Genomic DNA, 25,684 nt, shown 5'->3' with positions numbered 1-25,684 from the left:
GTTTGTTTATTAAATATCGGAACTATATAGGGTAATCTTGTAAGGCCGTTTTTATCAGTCATCGAGGGAATTTGGATGGCAACAATGAAAGGCTGGCGCTGTTCATCAAGAATTCGGAAAAAGTAAAACAAAGAGAGCGATTTCCACAAGACTAAAGGAAATAATTCCGTTAAATATTATACTAATTGATTTTAATTATGATAAATATATTAAAAAATATTTTTTTGCTCTTTTTGAGTGTGACAATTCCGCTCTTATGTTATGCGGATGGAGAAAAGGAGCTCCGTGGGATGGATAATGAGCCGAACGAACTAGACCCGAATATTTATAAAAATGATAATAATTATAATCCTCCGAGAGCTTTATTTGTTGAGGGGCCAAAACTTGATATACGAATAATTGGTTCAGAGCTAGTAGTGACATTTTCTCCTTATCTGGGGAAAATTTTTGTCAGTAAAGAATATGGAAATAGTTACTATGAGACGATCAAGGACACTGAAAAAAAGAAGAAATTACTATCAACTGTCCGGCACGAGCAAGCTCATGCTGCATTCATGAAAAAATATCCTTTGTATACATTATATCGAGCACCTCGATTAAAGGCCTTTGTTGAGCAATACAACGTTACTCCTGAAGTGGAAAAAAATTTGCAGAAGATACTCGTAGAACTTAATATTATCAATGAGGGACTTGCTACCAAGGCTCAAGATGAATGGAGACAATATGATCGGTATCTATCCGGCCTAAAAGTAGAACAAGGATTGAGGGAAGGAATAACTTATACTCAGGCTTTGAGATATGCAAGGATTCATTCAGGAAGATTGGATGATATTTATAATGAGCTAAGCACGCTCGTTGCCCATATTATGAAATCTCGCAAGCCATTTGAGTATGAGGAAAGGAACATGGCACTTTCTAAATTTTTGAAAGACAACGATTTGACGGAAAATGCTTTTCAGGTTATTTCAAAAGAGGATTGTTTATCTTTACCCAATATTGAAGTTAATCCAACTTTATCTCCCAGTGACCAATCTGTTCTGGATAAAATCGCAATGAAATTAAGCCGTATTTCATTGGTAGATATGTCTGATTATAGGAGAGATAATAGCGCTTTTTCAAATGGTGTCGAGCAATTCGTTGCGATGATAAATAAAAAGAAAAACTGGGAAATTGCATGTGAAATCAATGCCTTGAGTGAATTACAAAAGAAAGAGTTTTTAGCTTTCTATATTGATAAGGCTTGGAATGCCCTCATCAAGAGTGACACGGATATTCAGGGAGTATTTTCCAAACGGCAGCAAGAGGAAATGCGTCGGTCATTACAGGTTTGCCTTTTTGGGACAGATAGTTTGGGTACTTTGAGCGAGGAGAATGAACAGAATGCTGCAAACATAATGGTTTTGGAAAAGGTGGTCGATAAAAACAAGAAAGATCTGTGGCTGTTGTCTATCAATTATGGATTTTTTGGAGACGGTATTCGAACGCACAATGAGAGAGTAGCAAAATTTGCTCACGAGCTTTTTGGACATGGAATCGTTTTACGTTATCTGAGTGATGTCCAGTATTTGGATTTATTGGATAAAAAATTGCGTTTGCGTGTAGCCAGCAATGCTCCAGTTAACATTAATACAGTGACGGATAGAAGAAAGGATGAGAAGGCGATTGCTTTACTGTTGAAAGAGGAAATCGATAAAGGTGATTTTCACCTCACTGAGGAAGAAGAAAGAATGCGTCTGCTAATCTTGGAGGCTATTGCAGTATCAGTTGAGAATGCAGTAGTTAACGCTCTCGATAATAATGGGAAGCGAGAGAAAACGATTGATTTCGTTCGGAGAATGTATTCAGGTAACAATTTACCCTTTTATGAAGAAGCGGTCAAATGGTCCATTAATAATTGTAACGTAGACGGTTTAGGTGGGGTGTATTGGTTTCAGCTTGTTGACCGAGTAAGAGTTTTCGGGAAAGAAGTGGTTAAATAATTCAATATATTATAATTCTTGCCGTTGGTATCTCCCTAGACGTTGGCTGTCATATACTGTTTTGCCGCTCCAAGATTTTCTAGATATAAGGGCAGTCAACGTCATGAAGAAATGATTTTTCCCTGTATCAGGAGGGGTAGCCGACAAGGCGGTTGTACTCCTGGTTGGCTTCCTTGAAGAGGGGGTCGGTGGGGTCCTGGATGGCTCGGAAGTAGCGGTGAGACGGATCGGTCAGCATTCGTTGTGCCTCCTTCTGCGGGTCTTCCGGCTGTGCTTCCTTTCCGGAAACGAAGGCGTCTTCCCCTACGGATTTCATCAAGGCGTAGAGAAGGCGGTAGCCCTTGGGCGACTGAAGGGGGGTCAGGTCCTCCGTGGTGAGGCCGGACTTTTGTTTGAGCTTGCCCGCAAATTCCTTCACCGATTTCATGTTGGCGTTGAAATTTTTGCCCCAGTTTTCCCGGAGTTCTTTGGTGGTGGCGGCAATGTTGGCCTGTTCCGCCTCCTGCATGGATTTGATGACGCCGGAAACGAATTTCCCCGCCGCCTTGCCTTCCAGACCGGAAGCCTTGGCGTGTTCCTTGAGGGTAGACTTGAAGTCGTCCGTTACGTCCAGATCATCTGGTAATTCGAGTTCATAGGGTTTTTCCGGCTCTTTGCTGTCCTCCGGATCGCCTGGTTCAGTTTCGTCCCCGGGTTGCTCTTTTCCGTCCGGAGGTGGAGCATCCAGGGAGAAGTCAACCTCGCCGGATTCCGTAGCGGCCTCCCCCGGATTGTCCGGATTGGGCGGAGCCTGTTCTTCTCCGGGAGCGGGCGGCTGGGCCGGAGGCGTGTCTTCCGGCTGCTGGGGGGCGGGAGGTCCGCCCCCCTTCGGCGTTTCTTCAGCGGCGGCGCGGCAGATGCGCATGAATGGATTGAATAATGTGGTGTTCATGTTTGTTGTTGTTATTTTTGTTGGTTGGAAGTGGTGGTCAGGCAGCCAAAGGCTGGTATTGGAACAAAGTATCGGTTGCCAGAGACATCAGGCAGGGACGGGCACGTTCTACAAGAATTCCTTTCCCCTCCTGCTGCAAGGCGGCCAGAAAGGGGCGTTCTTCCCTGCGGTAGGCAACCAGGCAGGAAGGGGCGTTGGCCGCGTCGGCCTCTTTCCCCTCCACCGTCCAGAAACGAAGCCTGCCGTGGAAGAAGAAGACGTATTCCGCACGGTTCCAGACGGAGCGGGCGAATCCGCTCGTCTCCGTCCGGGCAAAGACGAGTGCCATGCCGCCCCCGTCATGGGTGGCGAGCCTGTCCATCCAGCGGAAGGTTTCCCTGCCGTAGGGAGGATTCAGCCAGATGCGGCCCTTCCAGGGCCGGGAAAGGCCGTCGTCCAGAACGGTATAGTGGCGGGAGGCGGTGGGCCAGGGCCTGTTGACAGGCGCGCAGGGATCAAGATCGAAGGAACCGAGCCTGGAGAGAAGCCAGGGAGGGGTCAGCCATTCGTCTTTGTTGATGGTGTTGGTGTTGAAGTTCAGCATGGGATTGGAGTTGGATTCAGGCGTCTTCATCGTTTTGTTCCGCGGCTTGGAGGCCCAGGGCGATTTCACGCCGCAGCCAAAGGACGACTTCCCTCTGTCCGTCCCGGATGGCGGCGAGGATGGGATCGGGCTTGAGCGTTTGGCCGGTCATGGGATCGCGGGTCTGGTAGCATGGAAGTCCCGTTTGGAACTCCTCCTCCATGTAGGCGAGGGTTTCCGGCGTAATCTGGCAGGCCAGGTGGGAACGGCGGCGTTCTACATAGCGTTTGTAGGCCAGCTCCTGTTCGGTTGTTATGTGTTGTTCTATGGGTTGCATAAGAAAATGGAATGTCGCGCGCGTGTGCCGGGGCGTCAGGCGGGAGCCAGGTCTTTCTGGGCTCCGACAAGATTCCGAGCGCCCTCTGCGGCAGCCAGCTTGCGCTGCATCTCGGCGTCCCGCTCCTTCTGCTTGTCGAGCTCGAAAAGTTCCCGGGCGGTGCGGCGGCAACTGGTGGGAGCCCCGGTGCGCTCGTAGAGGAATTGCGCGAATTTTCTCGGATTGACGTATTCGATCATCGAGGTGTCTTTGGTAATCTGCGTGTAGTTCAAAGCCACCTGCATGAAGTATTCGAGTCCCTGCTGCTGGGCGTTGGCGATGGCTTGTGAGATGCGCCCGAGGTACTGGACGTTGGGGATTTCAATTTCATAGTTTTCACTCCCTCCCATGTCCGGCACGATGAGTTCCGCGGGCACGTCGTCCTTGGGGAATTTGCCCTGCCTGAACAGGATGGAGAAGATGCGGTGCATGAGAACATTGCAGTCGCTGATAAAGAGGGTCAGGGAGGGGGAAAAGGAGAGGACGCGTTCTTCCTGGCGGGCGTTAATCTCGGTTGCCGTCATCTGCCGATCCACGTTGGCTAGAGGCATCAGCATGTCCACAAAGAAGGCCTCCCGGATTTTTTCCTCCTTGTCGGCAATGCGGTCTTTGCCGACATCGTAACGGCCCGAAGTAGCCCATTCGCGGGGGAGTTTTTCACGGGCCGCCTGCGCCTTGACGGTGGTGACGCCCCCTGCCCGCAAGTCTACTTCCCCGACCTGTTCGGCCAGTTGAATAATCCGCGGGAAAGCGGCCACTTCCGCCAGTACGTCCATGACGCGTTCCAGCTTGAGGGTAGCAGTGATTTCTTCCATGACATCCAGGCCGGGAGCGTAGCCGTAGGGGCCGTCGCCATAGCGCAAAAAACGAGTAACAAGAAAAGGAAATTCGTTGTAGCCCTCCTCCCGGATGACTTGTTTTTCCGCTCCCCAGGCGAGGTAGACGGAGGCCCATTTCATGCGCTTGGCATTCACGAGATCATGCCCGAAGTCGCAGTTCTGCCGGGGGAAGACCAAGTGGAGGAATTCATGCCGCACGGTGAAACGCTTCCGGGGGTCGTCAAAGTCCTTGCGGACGCTTTCCGGGAGTTTTTTGTAGCCGAACTTTTCCGCCGCCTGGTGGGGCGTCAGCTTGAACTGGCGCACGAGCGTGTTGACCTGGCCGTTTTCCCCCTCCGCGATGGCATACGTACCGGAGGGTATATGCCGGAAGTTCAACCGGCCATCCGGCAAAGTATCACAGAAGAGGCACCCGGTTCCCGTCAGGCAGCGGTCTAAAAATGTTTCATGGATTTCCGTGTAGAAGTTGGAGCGTCCCAGCTCCGCAAACATGATTTCCGTGGATTCCGCAAACCATTCGTCCACGCGTGAGGATTTCTCCTTGTCGCGAAGCCCGCTCTGAAGGGAGAACCAGCGCTGGTTGGACGGGGTAATGTACATGATGTGCGCACCCGTCAGGATGCGCAGGGATTTGATAGCGACAGTGGAATGCAGCCGCTTGGCGGTGAGGGACGGTCGTTCCTCACGGTCCGCCCCGGCCTGGGTGCGGGGCATGATGTGCTTGCGCAGCCAGTCCCAGTCTCCGCTGTACCCCTTCATGTCGCCAAGGAGGGCTTCTGCTGTGTCGATGTAGCGGGTGGCAAGGCGTGTATTGGGACGGACCATGAGGGTGCAGGGAATGCTTGGTGGTATATCAGCCCAGCGTCTTGCGCCCTCCCATCAGGGAGGACGCGGCGGAGGGATTGACGGTGCGGTTTAGCGAGAAGCGGCGTTTAGCCGCCACGTTGACGGCCTGCTCGCTTTGTTCCCGGGTGTCCTGCGTTTGCTGGGCGGCTATGTCCGCAGCCTGGACGGTGGGTTGTTTTTCCATGGCCGAGGCCATGGCTTCCGCCGCCTGCTTTTGTTCCTTAGCCGCCTTTTTTGTTGGTAGAAAGACGAACCGATGGAGGCGAGAGTGCCAGCGATGAGAGCTCCGGTAGCCATGGCGGGTGTCGGTGGGAATATGGTTAGCGGAGAAGACCGGCAGCGAAGCTCGCGGCGGCGTCCAGGCGGTTGATCCAGCCTTTGCCGAAGGCGTCCCATTGCTTGCAGGAACGGTAGTGCTGTTCACGGAAACGATGGAGGAGCATCAGCATGACGGTTTCCCCATTGGCGGTGAGAGCCGCCTGGACCGCGGAGCGCGTGGCGGGGCCTGCGATGCCGTCTTCCTTTAATGAGCCGTTGCGGGCGTTGACGGCCCGCTGGACGGCAAGCGAGGCGGATTTGACCCCCGCATTGAAGAAGAAGTCGCGCAGGAAGAATTCCACGGCGGGGCAGTCCTGCGCCCCGAGCCAGGTGCGGACGGCCTGCGTATTATCCAGTACGTACTGGAGGGAGGCTTCCCAGGCTTCTTCCTTTTTCCCGGCGTCAAGCAAGGACTTGAGATGGCGGAATACGGCGGGTTCGATGCCGTCGCAGATGCCGCAGATCTCCCAGTCGCCGCCTTTGTCGGCAGCGGGGAGGCGGGTGACGCGCAGCGAGTCCGGCCCGGTGGCGCGGTTGTCCTCCAGATAGAGGATCTGGGCTGCGATTTTTTGTTCTGTCGAGGTCATGGTTATTTGGCTGCTTGTTTGAGTGAGGAGATTTCCGCCTTGAGTTCTGTGAGCACGCGGACGGTTTCCACCTGGGCGCGGGTTTGCTCGGTCATGTACTGGCGCATGTCGTGGTAGAGGACGCCCATGCTCACGAGCATCACGGCAATAAGAACAGCGAACACGCCGTCCTTGGTCGCAAAGACGACTTTGAGGGTGTTGACGAGGCGGATGATCCAATCGTAGGGCTGGCACATATCGCGGCGGTTATTTGGGTTCGGAGGTTATTATTTCTGCTGGCGGATGACGGCAGTTTCTTCCTCCCGGGGGGAAGCCTTTTCCGGCGCGGGCCTGAAGATGACGTGGCCGTCCTTGACGATCAGGCAGGTTCCGTCTTTGCAAATGGCGGCTCCTTCTTGGGAAATATCCACCGTGTGACCGCAGGAAGTAAGCCCGAGGGAGGCCAGCCAGCTCAAGGCGGCCAGGACGGCGGCGCTGACAAGGCCCCAGAGGATTTTTTTCCCTGTAGAGGAGGATTCTTTTATTTTCCTTTTGGCGTAAGCCAGAAGGTCGCCCAAGGCGTGCTGCCCGAGCGTGGGCAGGATGGTGCCCGCAACCTTGCGCCATGCCTGTTTTTCTTCTTCAGGCAAGGCGTCCCAGTCCGGCGGAATGCCGGGATTGAGTTCATTGTGGTGCTGGCTGTAAATCGCGTGGGCGATTTCTTCCGTGTGGTTGCATGTATTGGTTGCATTATTCATGGTTTTGTTTTTGGTTTGGGTTAATCAGGAGAAGGGGAAAGGGAGAGGTCAGGCCGTTTGCGTCTGGTCCGGGTTGAGGAGGGCCAGAAGGGCATCCTTGTTTGCGAGGAGCTGCTTGAGGGACGCGTGTTCTTCTGAATAGAGGTGGAGGTCCATGTTGTATTTATGGTCGGCGAAATTCTGTGAGCTGATCGTGTCGTCCCATTTGTTGCGGTCTCCCCGGTTGACGTGAATGTAGTTATCCTCAAAATGGGATTGCAGCATGCCCAGAGAGGCCTGGAGCAATCCCCCCGTGATGCCGGTGCGGCCCTTCATGGGAGTCACCAGAGTGTGATCCTCGTTGATGTCCAGCATGGTGGAAGGGGCCACCAGCACGTACTGGCCGGGAACGGTGATGGAGAGCAGCGGGATGAGGGAACCGTCCCCCGCTACGGCGGAAACCGTGCAGGGCCGGGAAGCGGTAATGGCGTAGGAGTGGCCGGTAAGCGTCGCAATTTTCATGGTCAAAGACAGGTGGAGATGGGATCAGGAACCGGAGAATTTGCCGGAGACGAGGCGCTCAACCAGCTTCCGTACATCCGCCATGGCGGTTTTGCCCTGGTGCATGCCGTTACAGACGTTGATGACTTGGAAGCCTGTATAGAGAGGGGCGATGTCCAGGCCGCGCGACCAGTTGTAGATGATGAGCTGGCCGTGGGGGCCGTTGTCGCCGGGAGTGTCCGGACTGTTGAGCCAGATGGGGATGGGCAGGAAGCTTCCGTCCCCGGAAAGGGATTGGGCAAGCCTGCGGGCGCGGTAGCCGAGGTAGATGTCTTCCTGAGACCGGTCCCCGACGGGGCAGCGAGTGAAGAGGTCGATGAGGGCGTCTATGAGGACGGCTTTCAGCCCATAGCACATGCCGTAAATGCACCCCCGGTCATCCGCGCCGGTGACGAGGGCGGAGCTGTCCTTCACGAATTGTTCCAGCCAGGTGGTGCCAAGGAGCAATGTGTCGCAGTCCATCTTGACGGCAATATCCTTTTTGCGGCGCATGGAGCGTTTGAATTCGGAAAGAATCCCCATGATGCAGTCCTGGCCGTTGAGGTTGCCTCTGCGTTTAAAGGTGGAGGTGCGGTAGGTTGCACCCATGGCCTTGAGTTCCGAGACGGCTGCTTCCGGACACGGATTGCTGGCATCGTCAACGACAACAATGGAAATATCCCTGCCAAGGACATAAGGGGAATGGGCAAGAGTTTCCAGGGTGGCACGGCACGTCCAGGTCAGCAGGTCGGCGTGGCCGCGGTACGTGAAATAATGCAGGTAAATCATGGCGCGTCAGTGGCTGGGTGAAGAAGATTATGGGAGAAGCCTTCCGGCATTTCCGAAGGCATTTCCGAGGGTACTTCCGAGGGTATTTCCGTAGGTATTTCGGTGGGGCCTTCCGTAGGAGGATCGGTAGGACCTTCCGTAGGCGGTTCCGTGGGAGGGTCGTCCGGAAGAAGGGTAGTGGCGTTGTGTACTTCCTCCGGTTTCTGGATTGAGGTGTAGCGCAGGGAGCCGTTTATCCATCCGGCCTTGCCCTCAACCAGGCCGGAGCCTATCCATGCCGCCTCACCCGGGATGTGCTCATACAAGAAGCTCATCTGAAGGACGCAGGCGAAGATGCCCTCTTGCGGGGAGCCCTGGTAGCCAAGCCAGGATGTCCCCGTCAGGGAAAGGTAAGGGATGGACTCGTTGTGCCACGCCATGCCCATCACGTTTTTGACGCGGCCCGTCTGGACGGCCTGCGAGTCAAGCAAGTCGAGAGTCGTGGCAGCCCTGGCAGCAAAAAGAACGAGTTCCACTTTGTACCATCCGGGAGGCAGGCTCTCCGACCTGTGCCAGTCCGTAAGCAGAAAAAGACTGTTCTGGTGAACGCTGGGCCCGGCAGAAGATGTGCTTCCGGAGGGTTGAAGATCCGTCCAGGCGGGACCGCTGGCGGTAAGGTGGAGAACCTGTTCGATTTGGCCGGTGGCCGGACGCGCGAGAGCAGCCGCGCTTGTGTAGCTCTCAATCTGGCGCTTGCTGGGCGCGGCGGCGGCAGGGATGGAAGACCACGGGATAGAGGAGTTGCCGTAAGTCAGCCAGTTTCCGTAGTTGATGCAGACAGGGGCGTCAAAGGTGGTGGCGTTGGAAACGGTGCCCCCATTCCATGTTCCGGTGCCGAGGGAGGAAAGCCTCCCCTCGACATAGGAAACAACCTGCTGGCCGGAGACGAGACCCGGCTCCGAAGCGGTGATGCCGGAGGCGAGTTGCAGCAGGGGGATGTCTCCCAGTTTGAGTTCACGGATCATGGAAGGGGGGAAAGGAAGTATCGTTAGTCGGTAATGGCGTAGAGGGTGTGAATGTCCTTTGCCGCCAGGGCGTTATAGGCGCTCTGAGTGATGGAGGTGATTTTGGCGTAGATGCCCTCGGCATGGGTGGCAGCCTCCGAAACGGCTTCCTCCTTCGCCGTGGCGATGGAGTCCGTCACGTCGGAAGATTTGGCGTAGGGTTCAAGCTGGCCCTTCACCCACGACTCGGTGGCGTAGCCGTCCAGGGAAACTCCTGTGTCCCCCACCTTGATCCACTCTCCGTTCAGGTAGACGTATTGCTCCCGGAGATGGGAGTCTCCCGCACCGGCAGGGGGAACCAGATAGATGACATCCGGTACGCCTTCGGCGGGAAGTGTTTCCACCGGCGTGATGCGGATATGGGATTTTGCCGCGATTTGTTGCGTTACCCAGTCCTGCGTGGCATAAGAGGCAAGGGTGGTTGTGAGGGTGCTTGACTGGACGTAGGAAGCCAGGGCCGAAGCGTCGAGCTTGGCGTTCCAGGAAGAACGCTCCCCGTCAGTCACATGGATGGAACCGTTGTTCGCGTGAGCCGTGAGGCTGCTTGCCAGGGCAAAGGCCGTCAGGTCCACGAGGAGGGTGGAGCCCAAATAGAGTTTTGTTGTTGAAGCCATGGTGTTATATGGTTTTGGTTAGCGGTTACGGGTAGTTGGAAGGGGATGAGGCCGCCTGGAGGACATAAAGTGTCTGGGGGCGTTTGCGGGTGGAGCCGAATACGGACTCATCAAGAACGGCCACCTGCGCGTAATCCGCCAGGTTGGCTTCCCTGGATAGGGTGATGGTTCCCGATGGAAGGTAGTTCCAGGCGACGCTGCCGGAATCATCCAGACAGCCGATACCTTCTGTGGCGGGGATGGCGCACACGCGGGCAAGAAGCTTGCCGTCCGTCCCGTCCACGGAAAACTCCCGGCTCTCCTTCCCCTCCTCCCGGTGGGTGGTGGCAACGAGGCGGTCTCCGGCACGGAGCGGCACTCCTTCTTCAAAGTCCCAGGTGTTGAGGGCGTCGTTTTGCTGGATGACGGAGTTAAGGGAAACGGCCAGCCACACCGGGACCGCCCCCGGAACGGCGCGCCAGAGCTTCATCCACACTGGATTTTTGTGGAATTCGTAGCCCGTGCGGCCTTCAATGGCGATGGAGCGGAGAATGCCTGCTTCTTCCACGGCGAACGCGAAGCCGCAGGAGTTGAGGTTGTCCCTGGGGTCGTCCGGAGCCAGGGAAAGTTCGATGGATTCCTGGCCGATGGCGCCCCCGGAGGGAACCTTGCGGGAAAACATCCCCACGGGGGCGGACTTAAAAGACCGGGTGACAAGGGCGGAATCGTCGTCGATGTACAGGGCTGTGGTGGGAGCCACAACGAGATACTGGCCGGGGTCCTCAATGGTAATCAAAAGAAGGGGAGAGGATTTGGGCATGACGGCACAGACCGTACAGGGAGAGGTGACCGTAACGGCATAGGTTTCTCCGGGGATGGTGGCTATTTGCATGGCAGAGGTCATCAAAAGTGAGGAGTTAATCGTAGATGGAGGGGGGAATAAGTTTCAGGCTTCCGGGACGATCTGGATGATGCGGGCAGTGAGGGAACAGGAAGCGGCAGGATAGATAAAGTACCCGCCCCAGCCTCCGCGCGGCTGGTGGGGGTAGACCTCCAGCCGGGCCTGCGTGTCCCCGGCGACGGAGCCGACCCAGCCGTAGTTCCAGTCATAGCTGCCCCGGCAGTGGCCGTTTTGCTGCTGATGGCGGTCCAGAAGGACTTGGCCGGAGGGGAGGCTCACGATCACGATGCGCACGCCCGTGGAAACGCGCTTCTGGCCCTTGCCGAAATACCCCCGGACTTCCGTGCCGGAAGGGCATGCCGGATAGACGCGGCTGACCGGCTGGTCGAACTCCTGCGTGCCGCCAATCGAAAAACTTTTCAGCGAAGGCAGTTTGATCTGGAGGGATGCGCTGTCCCCCAGACGGACGTTCTGGAGCAGAGGGCCTTCATTGTATGCGAATTCGAACAGTCCCGTTCCTCGGTAGGAGGCAAGCGGGTAGCTCCCCCATGTGCTGCCGACCATGTAGGTGCGGTCCGCCGTCATTTTAATGTAGCGGGAAGTAGAAGCGTAGACGGAGACGGCCTCGATGGCCTGTTCCCAGAAGGAGCCGTCCGGCGTGCCCGACCAGGCTGAGATGTCCAGCCTGATCTGGCTGATGCGTGCCGCGTTGTCCGGATAGATTTTCACGTCGCCTCGGTAGATGGCCTTTACCTTGTTCTCGCCCAGGCAGGCGTCATAGACCTGCCTGGCGGTGATGGAGTGATGGGAAATTTTCATGCGGGATCAGTAAATGATGTAAAGGGTTTTGGAACTCCGGGAAGGAAGGGCTTCAAATTGTTCCTGGGTAACGGGGAGGAGGTCATCTATGCCCATGCGGGACTGATAGCCGCCCAGCAGTTCCTTGACGCGGATTTCCGAAACAAAGCCCTTACCCTGCAAATCGGACTGGGAGACGAAGTTCTTCCCTCTGATCCAGGCGGCGGTGGCGGCGGAACTGGCCGGGCGGGGGCTGGCTTCGTGGAAGGTCTCCGTATCCAGTTGAATGTCGAGCGTGCCATCCTTGGCGATGGAGAGCGTCGTTCCTACCTTGATGCCTCCCAGCGTGCCGGGCGCAGCAGGAAGCAGGGAGAGGACACCTTTACCGGACATGGTGAAGGAGGAGCCGGGCTTGACGGAGCCGCCCTTGTCCGGGGTGGCGTAGGAGTCATGGAAAACGATGTCTCCGTACCGATGGACGGCCAGGCGGCAGCGGGTGTCCGTCACCCCCTCAATGGTGGAAGTGTATTCCTCCGATTCCAGGCCTGTGCCATAATCCAGCGACAGATAGCGGCCTGTAGAAAAGTCCAGTCCGTTTTCAGCATTGGCTCCAGAGGTATAACGTAGAAATCCCCTGCGGTGGAGGTTGATGGTGAGTGTGCCGTAGAGGGCGGCGGAATTGAGGCGCGTGTCATCCGAAGCAATGGGAAGGGAGACGATGTAGGGTCGTTCATGCGGGATGACGGGAAACTGGGTGCCCGTGGCGACGACTCCGTAAGAGCGGTTTCCCGCGATGGGGACCATGGCGAGATTGTTCTTGTTCGTCTGGACCTGGGCTCCGCGTTCGACCGATTTGGAGTTGTTGATCTTGATGGTTCCCGCCTGGTTGATTGTGGCCTCCGGCACGATGAGCTGGCCGCTGGCATTGACTCCCACCAGGCCGGGGGAGATCAGGGAAGGCTTGGAGGATGAGAGCTTGACTGTTCCGGGAACGTCCGTCCGGGCTTCACGCACCAGAAGCTGCCCGGCCTCATTGACGCCGACAATGCCGCCGTTCGTCAGGATGGTGCCCGTACTGAGACGGACCGTGCCGTGGGCGCGGACGGTAGCCTGCTGGAGGGTGGATTCACTGATGGGCGTCCAGGCGGAGTCCCCGTCCGGGAAGTCCACCCAGGCGTACACGTCGTAATTGCCGTCCGGGCTGGGGATGTAGTAGAAGACGCCGCGTTCTCCTTCCTCCGGCAGTTCCTCCGCGGAAGAAATATAAATGCGGCGGATGAAGTCGGCGTCCATGCCGTCCGTCCCTTCCGCCTGGACCTGCGTGTCTTGCTCGCCGATCCACCAGTGACCGTTGGCGCCGATATGCGGGGTGACGCCATCCCGGCCCTCCGCCCGGATGCCGGTGTCCTGGCCGGAAATCCACCAGTGGCCGTTTTCCCCGATGACGGGGGTGTCTCCCTTTTCCCCTTGCAGGATGCCGCTTTCAAGGATGTCCTGCGCTTTTTGGGCGGCCTGGTGGGCGCTTTCCACTTCAGCGTGGATGCCTTCCATGAGGCCGTCCACCTGGCCGAGCCGGTCCATGGCTTCCTGGGTGGTTTCCATGAGGCCGTCCAGTTTCCGGTCCGCTTCCTCCAGTTTGTCGGCGGTTTCCTTCGTCTTCTCCCAGGCATTCCAGGCGGAAGCGGCGGCAGTCTGGGCCAGCGAGGAGGAGAGCCATTCAAGCTTGAGAGCGCGGGCCGTGTCTCCTGGGAGGCGGACGGAGAGCGTCCGGTCCGCCGTGGGACGTGCATCCAGAACAGTTTTAGCCTCCAGCGAACCGATTACGCCGATACTGCCCGATAGCATGCGCTCCCGCAGCCCCTCGTCCGATACGCAGAAAACTTCATACGGCCAGCGGCCTTCCGGGAGGCCCGAACAGCCGACGACAAGGAGGTGGGACTCTTCACCCTTGGCGATGTCCAGCTCCAGTTCGCGCCCGTTTTCCCCCACGAAGATGCGCCCGGAGAAGGTAACGCCATCCAGCGGTATCGGTTCCCCGGTCCAGGCATCAAAAAACTTCCATGTCATCGAATACGGGATGTTTTCGATAACGGCGAAGTTCTCCGTGGTTCCCAAAAAGTTGAGCATGGCCACATGCTAAAACCATCCGGAAAAAACGGGGAGGGCTTGTGGAATGAAGGGGAAGTATCAGGTTATGAGCAGGGGGCGCAAAAGAAGAAGGGGCTGCCTCTTTTTCGTGAGACAGCCCCTGGTGAATCAAAAAGAAAGGAGAAGGAAGAAAACCAGGTTACTTGCCGAATTCCGGGTTAAAGCGGGCTGCTTCCGATTCGGCGGTGATTTTTGCTGGCTCAATATGCAGGAGCTTTTTCATGGCACGGCCAGGGTCACTCTCCGTCATCGGAAAATAGTCAACATGATCACCCAGGTCGTAAGCCCCCAGCAGAACCTGTGAGGAATATACGGTGGATGCAGGGGTGAAGTCTTCCGGATCTTTCCCCAGTTCTTTGACGTTCTTTGAAGGGGCCAGTACATACATGAACGAACTGCCGGACAACAATTTGGTTTCCGGTTTACCGCCCGCAGGCAGTTTACTATAGAGATTGAGCCATTTGACCAGGGCTTCCACCGGAATACCTCCCCTCAATGACTGGACGACACGGGCATAATGCACCGTTCCCTGGTCAGTTTTTACGGTTTTATAGGGAATAACCGCCAGGACAACGTCGTTCTGACGCAACTGCCGGGCTGTCCCACGCAGGAAGTTATCATGGTCATTGTCAATCTCCTCTTGCGTGGCTACACAGTGAGAAGAAGAAGAGGAGGAGGAAGGCTCTTGAGCATGCAGTGCCACGGCTAGCAGACCGGATAGAAAACAACAAAGGAGAGATATTTTTACCATAGAAATAATAGATAATCCATTTGTCCATCATGTTCAAAAAAACGGAACCCCTCCATGATGTCTGCTCCCACACCGCCGACGCCCTGCGCACCTTCAGCGAAGCACACGAAGAATGCCCCCCGGGAGAAAGGGAAATGGGAATCATTGCTCCCTCCGAACCGGAATATCAAGCATGGCTCGTAAATTATTATAAAAACTCTTATTTGCAATGGAAAACCTAATACAGTCGAGGAGTTCCGGAATGTCATTTTTTACCTTGGCGATGTCCTCTCCTTCCCCCTCACTTCCTTTCATGGGGTTAATGATATAAACAAGCTCGCCGTCCGGTGACTTCCAGCGGTCGATGATTTCCTGGGCAACAGAACCGGGAGATTCGATATAATTTACCCATTTCACTTTGGTTCCCACAGGAAAATCCTGATGTTCCGACCTGACAATGACCGCATACGTAGTCAGAATACCCTTGCCGGTTAGGGAAGCGGGCGGCTCCCATTCCGCCTTGTACGAGCAGGCCATGACCACCGTATTCCCGGAACCCAGATAGGATGAAAGGACTTCCATATGCCCCTGCTGGCAAGCTTTGATTTGCTCGCTGTCCATGAGCGGAGCATCCGGACTGTCCGCCATGGCGCCCCATGTGCCCGCTGCAATCAGGAATACCAGGATGAAGAAAATGTTTCGTTCAAAAACCCCATGCTTGTTCATGTTCCCTTTTATATCCTATTCTTCCAAAAAAACAAGGCGGATATAATCATATCCGCCTTGTGAATCATAAGAATGCTAAGGAAGAGTTTTAATCATCCAAAGTCGAACGATAGAGCAACCAAATCGGCTGACCTCCATAATTGCCGATCTTCTCCATATTATTTCCCGGAGCCATGCCGACGTGACCGGTTTGTCCAAAGATAACAATATCTCCCTCCTGGGGAGTACAGTACCCCGTCTTCGCGTCCTTGTCCGCATAGTCAGATTCCCCATAGGTGTTATGCAGGAACAAGCTCATGGCGGCGGCGCTGAAAACGACGTGCTTTTGGAGTGTAGAAGGATCTTCCTGTCCCGTCATTCCCGGATTGAGGGCTGAGAGATTGCCGGGAGGAGTGACCAGGGTAATATTGTTGGCAGCCGTTTTACCACTGGAATCTTTCACGCCAGATAGGGAAATACCCTTGCAGCAGAAAGCAATACTCAGACGAAGAGCACAACTGTCCTGGTAAATTCCAACACCGGCCAGATGCTGTTCATTGAACCACCCGCCAATATGATTCCACACTTGATCTTGGCTCATAGTAGCAAAGTCCACGACATTGTAGTAACCAAGCAGCTTCTGGGCATCCTCAGCCTTCATCAGATTTTTGGGTGCGTCAATTTCCCAGAGCTCCAGGTCTTTTCCGTCCATTTGAGGAACAAATTCCTCCGCATTGGGATAAGGAGCAATAGCCTCCGGGACTTCCAGGTTTTCATGATGCAGTTTCGCATAGTGAAAGCCCTTTTTAAGTTCCTTGCTTCCAGTTGCCTTCTTGGAAGAATTGCTTCCAGTCAGTTCCACTACCTTTTCACCGTTGATCTTCAGATAGCCGTTGTCGTCAATCTGAATCGTGAAATTGTAGGTTCCATCTTCCGGAATGCGGATATAGCCTTCCCAGTCGTGTGCCCCGGTTTCCTCCGTCTTATGCCAGTCAATTTTGGGAGCGTCTTTTTTCTTGACCTTGTAACGGCGGTTGTTTTCTGCGTCCAACGGGTGGAACGGTTTGGTCGATATAGCCATAATGTTATTTAATGTATATATGTTTTGGTGACGGGACGGCGGCTGGTTCTTCCCGGTCTCCGCACGGAGGGGGCCGCTGCCCTCCCATCGGCAGCAAGGTAACAGGAAGAACTCCGCCCATGGAGTGCTCATGGAATGAGGGGGGAGGAAGAACCGGGGCATCAAAAAACCCGGCAGGTGCAAGCTCTGCCGGGCATGGGAAAACAACGGGAAACTAACTACTCTTTAGAAAATCTTTTGCCGGTAGGTTTCCATGATCCTCTCCGCCAGGGCCTCATGCGTCCCGTTCCAGACGGAGGGTTTCTTTTCCCGCACCCTCCTTAAAATTTCCACATATGTTTCCGCCTGCCTTCGGGAACGCGTACCGTCCATGTTATTGAGCATGTCGCACAGTTTGATCGTCAGGGCGTCCGGTGGAAGGGCCGCAAGTTTTTTGCTCATGTAGCGGGCCTTGCCCAGCCTCTCCTTTTCCTCCTCGTCATTGGTCAGCAAATACACGAGCGTTGCCACATACGGGCCAAACTCGGCGGAAAGCTCCCCATAACTCACGCCGCAATCCTCCATCGTATCGTGTAGCCATGCGGCGGCCAGCAAGCGTTCGTCATCCGTGTACTCTAATAAAAGGCCAACGACCGCCTCCGGATGGTTCGCGTAGGGGTCGTTGGTGTACTTTCTCGTTTGTCCCTCGTGCTTGTGCCGGGCAAAATCCTCCGCCCGTTCCACCAGGCGGATGCGGTTTTCCCGTTTCAGGGCTTCCATGAGTAAAAGACTCGTCTTGCTGGGATTCACTTTTCCGGAGATCCATGTAAAAATATTCGTCCGGCTCACACCAAGGAGGGGCACCAGGAACGTGACCGTCTGCGTCTTGGGAAAGGGATCGCCAAAGGGCTTGTGCCGGGCCCATGCCAGAAATTCTTCAGGAGTCATGTCAGTCATCCAATCTCTGGACAATATAGGCTGTTTTTATCTTTTTGCGAATGGTTTTTTCCCGGTCTTCCCGCAGGAGGCATTCCCTGCCGGGTTCCTCCTGCGGGAGCACGCCCTCCCTCAAAGCTACGGAATCGGTTTCATTTCAGCGACATCATCATCTCTACCATGCGGCGCAGACGCCTCACCTCTTCCTCCCGGGCTTCCATCAAAACCAGGGCGGCGGTCTTCCACCCTCCCCAGCACTTCCGCGACAGGGAATCCGCATGGTAAACCACCGCAGGCACGCCCCACATGCTGAGATTGACGTAAGCAATCTTGCATGCGACCAAATCAATCTCTTCACAGGTGACGCGCAGCCCCATGCGGAGCTCTCCCAGCAACTCCGCCACAGCCAGCACCATCCGCGCCGCCCCGCAGGCGGGTTCGTACAGGGAAACCGTTTCCCCCCGCCTGATACGGGCCTTGACAAGTTCAATGTCCATTCCCATCCCGGCAGTCATCTTGCAGATGGCATCGGGCGTATAAACTGCGGAAAGAGCTCTTTTCCCCGCCGTTCCGGCAACATCCTGGTACACCCTGCCCAGCAAATCCCGGTACGGCTCCCGTTCCATCTCCTCCCCCAGCAGGAGCATGGCGCGCTGGAAGACTCCAATCTTCCGGTCACGGTCTTTCTGGAACATCGCGCGCCCCTTGTACTCCACCTTCCCAGCACTCAGAGTACAGAACATAATGTCCACAAACTCCTCGAACACCTGGGAGCAGGACTTCCCGTCCCAGTCCGCTGAGTTCAACTCCCGCCAGAAAGCCTCTCCTTTCCGTTCGTCAGGGGAGGGGAGGTTCTTTTTCCTGCTGCTCATGCTCCCTCCTTTCCATGGAAGGAAGCCCCCGTGCTCTCCTCAGAAGCAATCAAACCCATCAGCAACTTCTCCGTCTTCCGGATATAACGCCTGCTTCTGGCAAGCCCTTCCGGGGAAAAGCCCACACGCCCCCGTACGTCCGGAAGCAGCAACGGCTCCATTTCCGCTTCGGAAAGCCCCATGGCTCTCAATTCCTCTTCCCGCTTTCTCCAGTCGCCCTTCGCCCTGTTCAGCGCGGCGTTGACGTCGAGCATGTAATGGTGCATCCGCTTGAGTACGGCAAGCTTGTACTCAAGCTCCCTCCTCTCTTCCCCTCCGGAAGGCTCCAGCCACGCATAAGGCCTGTTATGGTACTTGTTGAAAACCTCGTCGTGCTTTCGCTCCATGTAATCCAGAATCTCCCTGCGTTTTGCTTCCGCAATCCGCAGCTTGCGGCTTTCCTTCTCGTGATCCGGTGAGTCGGAAATCACAAAATTCCCGCACCTGGCATTCGCATGGATGTAATCAAGATGCCTCTTTTTCAATCCCTGCCGGAAAACCTCCAGCTCGTACTGAATCCGGGAGGCGTTCTTCCCTACCATCCATTTCTTGATAGAGGCCAAGAAGAATTCCAGATCCTCCACATACGCCCTCCTCAGCCCTTCCCCGAACCGTTCGGGGTTGGAACTGTTGCGGACGAACGCGGAACGCGCCTCCTCCTGGCTGATGTCATCAAGGTACGGAGAATCCGGAGTCTTCCGCTCACCATCCCCGCACGGTTTTTCCAAAACAATATCCTGCATGGTTCATCCTCCGTTAATTGTTCACGTCCACATGGAAAATGTGGAAGCTGGCTCCCTGGATAAACATGAAATCCAGTCCCCCCTCTTCACCTTCCCGGCATCCCTCGTAGGCTGCCCCTTCCCCGAAGACTTCCGCCTTCTCCCGCATCCTCCGGTCAAGTTGTTCCTTCATTTCCTGAAAGGAGCCTTCCAACACCAGTTCTTCCCAGCCGAAAAGAACCGTCGCCCCGGCACGCGTCTTCCTTTCCGGCTCGCAGCTCTCCAGCCGTACCGTGGCTACGCAATAGAGATCCCACAGCTTCAACTCCCAGCGCATCGGTGCAGTCCGGGGAAGTTCATTCTTGAAGGTGGCATGGTCCGGCAAAATGGCAGCGATCCTCTTCTCCTCAAGGTCGAACTGGATAAAACATCCTTCGTAACCGGCAATCGGGCGTATGATTTCCGCCAGGCCTATGAGCAAAGCTTCAATCTCCCTTTTGGTTTCCAGAGTCGTGAGCGGATAGGAGACGTACAGGGCATTGGTTTCCCCCACCGTTTCCGAGGAGGGAAAGCCCGTGAAATTCCTCCGTTGCCAAATGCGCCGTTTGCGCATGCTCCCCACATCGGCAACCCCCGATGTTTTGACTCTCTCATCTAGTCTGGCGACAATCGCGCCATGAGGTGTTTTGTAATTCATATGCTTCTTATACTTAGTTTTTTTAATCAATCCTCACAAGGCGTCCAATCTTGTGTGAACAATTCCTTATTAGTAAAGATACTTTACTAATTCAAGAAAAATAAAAATACTCCCTCCACAATATGACACATTGCCTTTCTTCCAGTTGGGAATTTATCAGTTAAAGTACTGCCGCTTGTTATACTTAGTAATAAGCGTCCAGGAGCGCCGCGGGCGGGTTCCGGCCCGCCTGCGGTGTCTCTTGACTAAGCGGCCTTCCTTCCGAAAAATCAGGACCTCTTGAAAAAGGAACTCATCACGTCCCTGTCCTTCCTGCGCCTTTCCCCCCGTTGCTCTTCGGCCTGTTCAATGAGCCATTTCTCCAGCTCCTCCACAATAAACAGAGGGTGGCATCCCCTTCCGGGGCGGAGTTTTCTACCCGTATAAAAAACCGGGCATCCCTCCTGCATCCAGTAGGAAACCGTTCTTACTCCCACCCCGAATATGTCCGCAATCTCCTTGCGCGTCTTGTATCGTTCCTTGTTCATCGGATTCAATCGTCTTGTTTTTCTGCTCCGGGAGGCTTTCGGAAAACCTTTGCGGCCTTCCTGCCTTCCACGCAGTTCCATTGAAGCCGCTTTCCCCCCATCCGGGAACGGTTCGCGGAATGAGGGGGATATGAAGAGAAGCGTATTTTTAAAAAAATTGATAATCAATATTCTAACAAATTGACATATCAACTCTAAAAATCTATTCTTTTGAGTGATATATTTGGTTTTTATTAGAAACCGTAATTTCAATAATTAATATAAAATAACCACAATAATAAAGGAGATATAATTATGTTTTTTGATGATCTTTTTTATCCTGGCAACCCTAAAAAGAGAGCGGAAGTAGCACAATTAAGATATGATATTACTCAATCTTTTATACAGTATAAAAACGCATGGAACGATAATGCAAATCTTTTGAATCGTGCTTTCTTGGAATCAAAAGATGTAAAATATTCCAAAATCCAGTTACCTGTATTGAAAAAGGATATTAATGTAGATACGTCAGGTGATTGCATCAATGAAATCAATAATGCCATTAAAGATACAAATGTCAAATTAAATAAATTAATTAAAGATATTGGATTGGAAGAATTACTTCCTACAGATTGGGCAGAAAAAGGTATTGATATTAATACTATCGGGGAAAGCAAACTTCTCGAAATGGGGAAAATACTCTCCGCAGCCCTTAGCATAGGGATAGCAGGTTATATAGGTTACTATACTATAACAGGAATAACTGTTGCAACTGCTTTAGTGAGCATGGCGGCAGGCGTTGCAACAGGGTTGGCAGGAATCCTTGGAGGAGTATTCGTCGGAGCTGTCCTAGGGGGAGTAGCCTTTGTCATTACGGACATTATTTCCAGTGCAATTACAGGTGCGATTGAAAGGAAACAACTGCGGGAAGCCATTGATGCCTTGCGGGATGTGTATAAAAAAGTAGAACCTTTAAGAAATGCTACACCAAAATTAATTGCCGTAACCAACCAAATCAGAGATGGAAAATACAGCCTGGATGCCACCCATGATCTATGCCATGACGATGAGGGGTTTTATATAATAAATACAGGACGTCCGAAAAGAACAGGAGCAAACAAGATATGTCGTCTTCAGGTTCCCTCCTATGAACTGCCGGAAAGATTGCTCTTCATTCCTGCATGATGTAATTTTTCTTTCCAATTTCCAATAACTCACAAGCTGGCTGGTGCAGGAAAACAACTCCTCCACCAGCCAGAACTGTAATGATTCATTCTCCCCGCCAATAAAAAATCGAACTAGCCTGACCCTTTTTACAGGGCTTGGTTCATGCCAAGCCCAGCCTACCATCTCCCTTGCCGGGAAACAACAAAAACACGGTTTGCCGGGAGCCAATCCGTCTTCACCCTCTCCCTTCCTTCCCCTTGATCAGTCCGGTGCTCTTCAGCTCCTTGAGCAAACTGCTGAAACTCCATTCCGTTGTCACTTTCACCTCTTCCGGAGTGTACGCCCCGTCCATTTTGTTGAGCTCCTGCACGGCTCGGAGCTTGTCGGGCATCCGGCATTTTACGCCGAACTCGCTCGTCGTCATCTCCTGGCACAGGTCGGATTCCCCGTCCACCGCATTGGGAGCCGTCGTCACCACCCGGCTCAACCATTCCATCCGGGCGCGCTTGGTCAGCACGGCGTCGCTCTGCGCCTGCTGGCGCAATTCCTCCAGGTACTCCTGCACCTTAACATTTTTTAACAGCCTGCTTGCCTGCACGTCGCAGGAGGCATCCTTCAACTTCTTGTTGGGAAAAGCCTTGCGGTAGGCTTCCCGCTGGCTCATGCCGCTGAAGCAATACCTGGTGAACGCACGCTGTTTTTCCGTTAATCCTCGCTGGGCCATGCCGTTATCAAAGGAACTTGTAAAGTTGGGAAGAATCGTTCTCCTTCACGATGCGGAACCGGTTGATCTCCCCCCAGCCCAGGTGATGCACCAGCTTCTTCACCGTGCCCACCCCTTCCGGCGTAATGTAGAAATGTCGCCGGGTGGAAGGATAATCCGGCCTTGGCGGCTCTTCCCGTACAAAGGTCACGTCCCCCACCTCCGCCAGGTAATTGAGGATGCGCCCGGTGTTGGGCACGCTCAATCCGGTCATTCGGACGATAGGGCCGGAGGTAATCGCCGGGTTTTTGGCAATCGCCGTCAACACCGCCACCTGCGATGCCATCATCCGTTGCTGGGTGAAACAACAGGCCAACTGATGGATCATGCCCACCGGGTCCAGTTCTTCCATGTCTTCATTCTGGTTCATTGTGTGTAGTCTCCTTGTCTTATTTTTTCCAGTTCTTTGTCTGTCAATGGTTTTACGCCATGCGCCAGGCGCAGGGCGGTTAATTCCTCGATGAGTTCTTCCGGTCCGCTGCGGAACCTTTCCGCCCGTTGCCTGACGGAGCGTTCCTCCTCCTTCCACCGTCGTTCCGCGGCCTGTTTCCGGGCAAATTCCTTCTCGGCGGGCGTTTTACGTCCCGTACGGCGGAACCACGCCATCGCCTTCTGCACGACCTCCTGAAAAATCGTGAAAAACAACTCACGGTCAGGTGGATAGTCAAACTTGCTGCTCCGCTCGGGTTCGTGGCTCAAATACTCCTTCAGGGCGGTCTTTTCCGTATTGCTCACGGGCCTTCTCAACCCACCAAACGCCCTCAAGGCGGCCTGCCGCTCTCTGGCGGTGAGGCCTCCCACGTCCCAGCCGGGCCGCAGGCTCTGAACCCACCGGACAAATGCGTCAAAATCCGGAGGATCTTCTCTTGCCTCCCATTCCTGAACATCCGGGGGCGGGGGGGCAATCCCTCCCGGAGCCTCCTTCTCCCTAAACGGTGGAATTCTCCCCCCACCTCCTTTAGTCCTATTAAATTCTATTTCTCCCTCTGTTTGCGCTTTTCGTTGCGCTTTTAGCGCAACATTTTTCGCACAGCCGTTCCCCTTTTCCGTCACATCCGTTGCGTCCTGCGCCCCATTCCTGTTGCCGTTCTGTTGCTCTTTGTCCGCACGGGATTTTGCCATCCTCCTGGCGGACTCCGCCCTGGCCTTGGCCGTCTCTCCGTTATGGCGGGCAAAATTGAGGAATTGTAAAGCGCCATCCTCTCCCCCGAGCCATCCAACTGACATTAAAGCCTTTGCAAATCCCTTGCAGAAAGTGAGCCGGTCGATGTACGCGCAAGTAATCCCCACGCAATCGCCGCTTACAGTCTGCTGGTCCGCCCATGCCCACAGCCGGATCAACTTGCCCACCACCGTGTCCGGGTCCTTCATTTTGAGCAGGTGCGCCATCGTAACAACCTCCTGTTTATCGGGAAGAATCACCTCAATTTTGATCCACGGAACCGGCATGCTTTTTCCTCGCTTTCCATTCAGATTTCCTTCTCTTTTTCCTCACAATTCCGTGCCGGTTTTTCATGAAAAACCGTTCCGTCCCCTTCCTCGTACCAGAACACCAGTTCCAGCTCCTTCCATCGTTTCATATCCTTGACACGCTCCACTCCTCTCAAGCGCAGCACCACGTCATTGATGCCCATGGCACTGGCCGCCCCGTCCAGGTAGGCCTTGCATCGTGCCACGGCATTGTCATCGTCCGGTGGCTCGCCGTATTTGTAAAACCAGCGGATCAGGTAGCGGTTCGGGCGGAACTTGCGTCCTCCCAGGCATTGCAGGGTCAGGACCCAGGCCAGGGTCCGGGCCGTCCGCTTCGCCTTCTGTTTTTTCCGGGCGGCCACCTGGAGTCCTTTGGCCGTCTTAGGAACGGAAGCGTTAGCGGAAAGGACTTTCGGCCCATGGGGCAGAACTACGGTCAAATACTCGTTATTCATCGTCGTCCTGCTCCGCGTGAGAGTTCATGTATTCATCCAGGGACTTTTTTGAAATTCGGATAAACGGTCTCCTGCGCGTCGTCTCGGAACCGTTTTGAAAAGGTAGTCTGCTTACCTTGATCGGCTTTCCTTCGTCTTTGGCATTCTTCCGGATGCGCTCCAGGGTCTTGCGGGAAATGCCATACACGTCCTCTACATCCTTGGTTGAATACCACTCCCTGCGTTCTGTCGGCTGTAACCTTCTGCTCATCGTTTCATGCTGGTTGTCTTTCCTGGCGGGATGCGGGAATCCACGCATCCTCCGCCCCTCTTCAGAAATGATGTTTCTGGCGTATTTCAAACACGCTCCCTGAAAGATCTTCCGGATCAGGAAACGCGACATGATTCGGATGAAACGTCCGCTGAAAAAAGCGCAATCCTTGTATTTGTCAGGTGGAACAGGTGCCTGTTGCATACTTCTCGCATTATTTTTCCTTGAAGAAGAAACGGTCAATAAAAAATCCAAATTAACAATATAGACTCAAAAAACATTGAGAAATCATTTAGAAATTACTAAATTTCTTTTCCCGTGGATTCTCCAATAACACCCAACGATCTGAAAAACCTGCTCTCCTCCCTCGCCCTCTCCAGAGGGGAACTGTCCGATCTGCTCGGCGTCTCCAAAAGCACGGTGGACGGCTGGTGCTCCAACAAGTCAATCGGGAAAAAGCGCCAGCAGCAACTCCGCGTGCTCATTCTGGAACACCGCCTCGCGGCGGCCTCCGAACCATCAGATCCATCCCTGGAATTCTTTAACGGCTTCAAGCTCGGCCCCTCCTCCTTCACGCCCCGGCAGTGGGAAACCATCCGCCTGGCGGCCAGCATCCGCGACATGACGCCGGGTTCCTTTTTGAAATGGGCCGTGTACTCAGTTTGCAATGATATATGCAGCAACCTGGAAGAAGCGGAAAAATAATGTTTTCCACACCCTTCATTTCATAAGCACCTCTCGCATCCTCCTCTTCCTGCTACCGTGTCCCCCTGATGGACAAGGTAACACTCTTTGAACAATCCCTGCATATCCTCGGGGACCGGGAATACAAGCGGGAGAGTCCCACGGGCCGCGAATGCGACCTCTGGTTCCCCATCGTCCTGGCGGAAGCCCTCAACTTCGGCTCCTGGTCTTTCGCCACCCTGCGCCGCATCCTCCCTCCCGTCTCCCCCGGCGTCTACCGCCTGCCGGAGGACTGCCTGCGCCCCCTGAAAATCAACCACTCCTCCTTTGAGCTGATCGGGCGGGACATCCTCCTCCACACGACCTACCAGCCGGAGCCGGGCAACGGGCTGGAACTCACCTACATCACCAACGCCCTCGGCAAGGCTGAAATCCTGCCGGACTCCCAGCCCCTCTTCCTGCGCGGTTTGTCTCTTCTGCTGGCTGCCCGCATGGCCCCCAAAATCACCGGACAGCCCCAGCTCTCCTTCACGCTGGAGGAGGCGGCCAACTCCGCCCTGGCGGAAGCTCTCCACAAGGACGCCCTCGCCCAGCACTCCAATGACCAGCACCCCCTGGAGCGCATCCTCGGCCTCTCCATCGTCGGATAACCCTTTTCCTTC

The 25,684-nt window shown here is 54.5% G+C and carries 32 protein-coding genes; 4 read left to right on the top strand and 28 right to left on the bottom strand.

Annotated features, from left to right (window positions below):
• The first annotated feature begins 197 nt into the window (after positions 1–197).
• Positions 198–1,979, top strand: a complete 1,782-nt coding sequence (locus tag QET40_RS04190) for a hypothetical protein (protein ID WP_280125917.1) — start codon at positions 198–200, stop codon at positions 1,977–1,979.
• A 127-nt stretch (positions 1,980–2,106) separates the two neighbouring features.
• Here the strand turns inward: QET40_RS04190 and QET40_RS04185 are convergent, their stop codons facing one another.
• The 23 genes from QET40_RS04185 to QET40_RS04075 form a co-directional block, all read right to left on the bottom strand.
• Complete coding sequence (locus QET40_RS04185) at positions 2,107–2,910, bottom strand: hypothetical protein (protein ID WP_280125916.1); 804 nt, start codon at positions 2,908–2,910, stop codon at positions 2,107–2,109.
• A 37-nt stretch (positions 2,911–2,947) separates the two neighbouring features.
• Complete coding sequence (locus QET40_RS04180) at positions 2,948–3,523, bottom strand: DNA N-6-adenine-methyltransferase (RefSeq protein ID WP_280125915.1); 576 nt, start codon at positions 3,521–3,523, stop codon at positions 2,948–2,950.
• Positions 3,510–3,809 (bottom strand): hypothetical protein, encoded by a 300-nt coding sequence (locus tag QET40_RS04175; RefSeq protein ID WP_280125914.1) that lies wholly within the window; start codon positions 3,807–3,809, stop codon positions 3,510–3,512. Before QET40_RS04175 ends, QET40_RS04180 begins: the two co-directional genes overlap by 14 nt.
• A 35-nt stretch (positions 3,810–3,844) precedes the next feature.
• Positions 3,845–5,512: a portal protein gene (locus QET40_RS04170; protein WP_280125913.1), complete on the bottom strand. Its 1,668-nt coding sequence runs from the start codon at positions 5,510–5,512 to the stop codon at positions 3,845–3,847.
• Between the two features lie 28 nt (positions 5,513–5,540).
• The gene (locus QET40_RS04165) at positions 5,541–5,717 is read right to left on the bottom strand and encodes a hypothetical protein (protein WP_280125912.1); all 177 of its coding nucleotides are present in this window, start codon (positions 5,715–5,717) and stop codon (positions 5,541–5,543) included.
• A gap of 136 nt (positions 5,718–5,853) precedes the next feature.
• The gene (locus QET40_RS04160; protein ID WP_280125911.1) at positions 5,854–6,438 is read right to left on the bottom strand and encodes a putative peptidoglycan-binding domain-containing protein; all 585 of its coding nucleotides are present in this window, start codon (positions 6,436–6,438) and stop codon (positions 5,854–5,856) included.
• 2 nt (positions 6,439–6,440) lie between these two features.
• On the bottom strand, positions 6,441–6,674 hold the full coding sequence (locus tag QET40_RS04155; protein WP_102727209.1) for a hypothetical protein: 234 nt from the start codon (positions 6,672–6,674) through the stop codon (positions 6,441–6,443).
• Between the two features lie 30 nt (positions 6,675–6,704).
• On the bottom strand, positions 6,705–7,175 hold the full coding sequence (locus QET40_RS04150; protein ID WP_102729304.1) for a hypothetical protein: 471 nt from the start codon (positions 7,173–7,175) through the stop codon (positions 6,705–6,707).
• A gap of 48 nt (positions 7,176–7,223) precedes the next feature.
• Positions 7,224–7,676 (bottom strand): hypothetical protein, encoded by a 453-nt coding sequence (locus QET40_RS04145; protein ID WP_102727207.1) that lies wholly within the window; start codon positions 7,674–7,676, stop codon positions 7,224–7,226.
• Positions 7,677–7,700: 24 nt separating this feature from the next.
• On the bottom strand, positions 7,701–8,483 hold the full coding sequence (locus QET40_RS04140; protein WP_280125910.1) for a hypothetical protein: 783 nt from the start codon (positions 8,481–8,483) through the stop codon (positions 7,701–7,703).
• Complete coding sequence (locus QET40_RS04135) at positions 8,480–9,487, bottom strand: hypothetical protein (protein ID WP_280125909.1); 1,008 nt, start codon at positions 9,485–9,487, stop codon at positions 8,480–8,482. Before QET40_RS04135 ends, QET40_RS04140 begins: the two co-directional genes overlap by 4 nt.
• Positions 9,488–9,510: 23 nt before the next feature.
• The gene (locus tag QET40_RS04130; protein WP_280125908.1) at positions 9,511–10,140 is read right to left on the bottom strand and encodes a hypothetical protein; all 630 of its coding nucleotides are present in this window, start codon (positions 10,138–10,140) and stop codon (positions 9,511–9,513) included.
• Positions 10,141–10,165: 25 nt separating this feature from the next.
• Positions 10,166–11,011 (bottom strand): hypothetical protein, encoded by an 846-nt coding sequence (locus QET40_RS04125; RefSeq protein WP_280125907.1) that lies wholly within the window; start codon positions 11,009–11,011, stop codon positions 10,166–10,168.
• Positions 11,012–11,065: 54 nt separating this feature from the next.
• Positions 11,066–11,839: a hypothetical protein gene (locus QET40_RS04120; RefSeq protein ID WP_280125906.1), complete on the bottom strand. Its 774-nt coding sequence runs from the start codon at positions 11,837–11,839 to the stop codon at positions 11,066–11,068.
• Positions 11,840–11,845: 6 nt separating this feature from the next.
• On the bottom strand, positions 11,846–13,945 hold the full coding sequence (locus tag QET40_RS04115) for a hypothetical protein (RefSeq protein WP_280125905.1): 2,100 nt from the start codon (positions 13,943–13,945) through the stop codon (positions 11,846–11,848).
• Positions 13,946–14,105: 160 nt separating this feature from the next.
• Entirely contained in the window at positions 14,106–14,669 is a 564-nt protein-coding gene (locus QET40_RS04110) for a hypothetical protein (RefSeq protein WP_280125904.1), read from the bottom strand.
• Between the two features lie 189 nt (positions 14,670–14,858).
• Entirely contained in the window at positions 14,859–15,422 is a 564-nt protein-coding gene (locus QET40_RS04105; protein WP_102727199.1) for a hypothetical protein, read from the bottom strand.
• A gap of 88 nt (positions 15,423–15,510) precedes the next feature.
• Positions 15,511–16,482, bottom strand: coding sequence for a PA14 domain-containing protein (locus tag QET40_RS04100; RefSeq protein ID WP_280125903.1), 972 nt, complete (start codon positions 16,480–16,482; stop codon positions 15,511–15,513).
• 225 nt (positions 16,483–16,707) lie between these two features.
• Positions 16,708–17,409 (bottom strand): HD domain-containing protein, encoded by a 702-nt coding sequence (locus QET40_RS04095; protein WP_280125902.1) that lies wholly within the window; start codon positions 17,407–17,409, stop codon positions 16,708–16,710.
• A gap of 140 nt (positions 17,410–17,549) precedes the next feature.
• Positions 17,550–18,269: an N-6 DNA methylase gene (locus tag QET40_RS04090; protein WP_280125901.1), complete on the bottom strand. Its 720-nt coding sequence runs from the start codon at positions 18,267–18,269 to the stop codon at positions 17,550–17,552.
• A complete protein-coding gene (locus QET40_RS04085) occupies positions 18,266–19,051 on the bottom strand; it encodes a hypothetical protein (protein WP_102729290.1) in 786 nt (261 codons plus the stop codon). Before QET40_RS04085 ends, QET40_RS04090 begins: the two co-directional genes overlap by 4 nt.
• Before the next feature lie 13 nt (positions 19,052–19,064).
• Positions 19,065–19,727, bottom strand: a complete 663-nt coding sequence (locus tag QET40_RS04080; protein ID WP_280125900.1) for a hypothetical protein — start codon at positions 19,725–19,727, stop codon at positions 19,065–19,067.
• Positions 19,728–19,996: 269 nt separating this feature from the next.
• The gene (locus QET40_RS04075; RefSeq protein WP_280125899.1) at positions 19,997–20,254 is read right to left on the bottom strand and encodes a terminase small subunit; all 258 of its coding nucleotides are present in this window, start codon (positions 20,252–20,254) and stop codon (positions 19,997–19,999) included.
• Between the two features lie 294 nt (positions 20,255–20,548).
• Here QET40_RS04075 and QET40_RS04070 point away from each other — a divergent pair, with 294 nt between their 5' ends.
• Positions 20,549–21,418 (top strand): hypothetical protein, encoded by an 870-nt coding sequence (locus QET40_RS04070; RefSeq protein WP_280125898.1) that lies wholly within the window; start codon positions 20,549–20,551, stop codon positions 21,416–21,418.
• Positions 21,419–21,635: 217 nt separating this feature from the next.
• On the opposite strand, the gene QET40_RS04065 is transcribed toward QET40_RS04070, so the two are convergent.
• From QET40_RS04065 to QET40_RS04045, 5 genes are read right to left on the bottom strand one after another with little or no spacing between them, the layout of a single operon-like run.
• On the bottom strand, positions 21,636–22,124 hold the full coding sequence (locus QET40_RS04065; RefSeq protein ID WP_280125897.1) for a terminase small subunit: 489 nt from the start codon (positions 22,122–22,124) through the stop codon (positions 21,636–21,638).
• A 7-nt stretch (positions 22,125–22,131) separates the two neighbouring features.
• Complete coding sequence (locus tag QET40_RS04060) at positions 22,132–22,533, bottom strand: helix-turn-helix domain-containing protein (RefSeq protein WP_102729283.1); 402 nt, start codon at positions 22,531–22,533, stop codon at positions 22,132–22,134.
• Entirely contained in the window at positions 22,530–23,612 is a 1,083-nt protein-coding gene (locus QET40_RS04055) for a hypothetical protein (protein WP_102729282.1), read from the bottom strand. The genes QET40_RS04060 and QET40_RS04055 overlap by 4 nt, the downstream gene beginning before the upstream one ends.
• 20 nt (positions 23,613–23,632) lie before the next feature.
• Entirely contained in the window at positions 23,633–24,088 is a 456-nt protein-coding gene (locus QET40_RS04050; RefSeq protein ID WP_102729281.1) for a hypothetical protein, read from the bottom strand.
• The gene (locus QET40_RS04045; RefSeq protein WP_280125896.1) at positions 24,081–24,542 is read right to left on the bottom strand and encodes a hypothetical protein; all 462 of its coding nucleotides are present in this window, start codon (positions 24,540–24,542) and stop codon (positions 24,081–24,083) included. The genes QET40_RS04050 and QET40_RS04045 overlap by 8 nt, the downstream gene beginning before the upstream one ends.
• A gap of 114 nt (positions 24,543–24,656) precedes the next feature.
• Here QET40_RS04045 and QET40_RS04040 point away from each other — a divergent pair, with 114 nt between their 5' ends.
• Both QET40_RS04040 and QET40_RS04035 read left to right on the top strand, forming a co-directional pair.
• Complete coding sequence (locus QET40_RS04040) at positions 24,657–25,043, top strand: hypothetical protein (RefSeq protein ID WP_280125895.1); 387 nt, start codon at positions 24,657–24,659, stop codon at positions 25,041–25,043.
• A gap of 68 nt (positions 25,044–25,111) precedes the next feature.
• Positions 25,112–25,672, top strand: a complete 561-nt coding sequence (locus QET40_RS04035) for a hypothetical protein (RefSeq protein WP_102729279.1) — start codon at positions 25,112–25,114, stop codon at positions 25,670–25,672.
• The last annotated feature ends 12 nt before the right edge of the window (positions 25,673–25,684 follow it).

Source organism: Akkermansia sp. N21169 (genome assembly GCF_029854675.1).
Lineage (GTDB): Bacteria > Verrucomicrobiota > Verrucomicrobiia > Verrucomicrobiales > Akkermansiaceae > Akkermansia.
Note: the sequence above shows the minus strand (reverse complement) of the source record. Positions and strands in the feature narration are given on the sequence as shown.